This is a genomic window from Pseudomonas sp. 05N434 (assembly GCF_056396965.1).
The window spans coordinates 3,547-4,943 of record NZ_JBFTMK010000531.1 but is presented as its reverse complement, the minus strand read 5'-3'; the positions used below and the strand labels follow the sequence as shown (position 1 = coordinate 4,943).

Below are 1,397 nucleotides of genomic sequence, written 5' to 3'. Positions count from 1 at the left end.
AACCAACGTCGCGCCCGACAGCACCACTGAAACCTATGTCGCGCTCAAAGTGATGATCGACAACTGGCGCTGGGTCGGTGTGCCGTTCTACCTGCGTACCGGCAAGCGCATGAGCGTGCGCGACACCGAGATCGTCATTTGCTTCAAGCCGGCGCCGTATGCGCAGTTCCGTGACACCGAGGTCGAAGAATTGCAGCCGACCTACCTGCGGATCCAGATCCAGCCCAACGAAGGCATGTGGTTCGACCTGCTGGCCAAACGGCCGGGACCGGCGTTGAACATGGCCAATATCGAGCTGGGCTTTGCCTACAAGGATTTCTTTGAAATGCAGCCTTCCACCGGCTACGAAACCTTGATCTACGATTGCCTCACCGGCGATCAGACGCTGTTCCAGCGTGCCGACAACATCGAGAACGGCTGGCGCGTCGTGCAGCCGTTCCTCGACGCCTGGCAGCAGGATGCAACCGTGGAGAGCTATGCGGCCGGCGAAGACGGACCCAAGAACGCTGATGAACTGCTGACCCGCGACGGTCGCGTCTGGCACAGCCTCGGATGAGGGACGTCACGCAACAACCCATCCGTTTTCTGCTCAGTGACATGGACGGCACGTTGTTGCTGCCCGATCACAGCCTCAGCCAGCGCACCATCGATGCCGTTCGCGCCTTGCGTGACGCCGGCGTGCTGTTCAGCCTGGCCACCGGGCGTCCACCTAAAGCCATGTTGCAGCAGATCGAAGCCCTGGGCGTTGATCTGCCGACGGCGGCGTTCAATGGCGGCACCATCGTCAACCCGGATGGCAGTTTGCTGGTGGCGCATTATTTGCCGGCAACCGCAGCGCTGACGGCGTTGGCGCTGTTTGCCGATCAGCCGGACATAGAAGTCTGGGTGTTCAGCGGTGGTGACTGGCTGTTGAAGGACTCGAACGGCCCGATGGTCCCGCGAGAGCAACATGGCCTGGGTTATCCGCCGGTGGTGGTCGAGAGTTTCGAGCCTTGCCTGGCACGCATCGACAAGATCGTCGCTGCCAGCAGCAACACCGAACTGTTGATCGAGCTGGAGGCGCGGTTGCTGCCCAAGGTCGAAGGGCAGGCGCAGGTGTCGCGTTCGCAACCGGTCTATCTGGATGTGACGGCGGTGCAGGCCAACAAGGGCGCGGCACTGGCGACGCTGGCCGAGTTTCTCGGGGTGTYGCTGGAACAGACTGCCGCCATGGGCGACGGCGGCAATGACCCGGCGATGTTTCATCGTGCCGGGCTGTCGATTGCGATGGGGCAGGCGGAAGAGGCGGTGAAGCGTCAGGCCGACGTGGTGACCGGGGCCAATACCGAAGACGGCGCGGCCCAGGCGATCGAGCGATACATCCTGAGTTCAGTCTGAACCGCGTTATCGTTCTTCGC

General features: G+C 62.2%; 1 protein-coding gene and 1 pseudogene. Both read left to right on the top strand.

All coding sequences use genetic code 11. The annotated features are described in order from the left end of the window. A pseudogene (locus AC1DLB_RS25175) lies at nucleotides 1–556 on the top strand (glucose-6-phosphate dehydrogenase); the annotation flags it as partial. Then, a complete protein-coding gene (locus AC1DLB_RS25170) occupies nucleotides 553–1,377 on the top strand; it encodes an HAD family hydrolase (protein WP_477785850.1) in 825 nt (274 codons plus the stop codon). The pseudogene AC1DLB_RS25175 and the gene AC1DLB_RS25170, both read left to right, overlap by 4 nt. Nucleotides 1,378–1,397 lie beyond the last annotated feature (20 nt).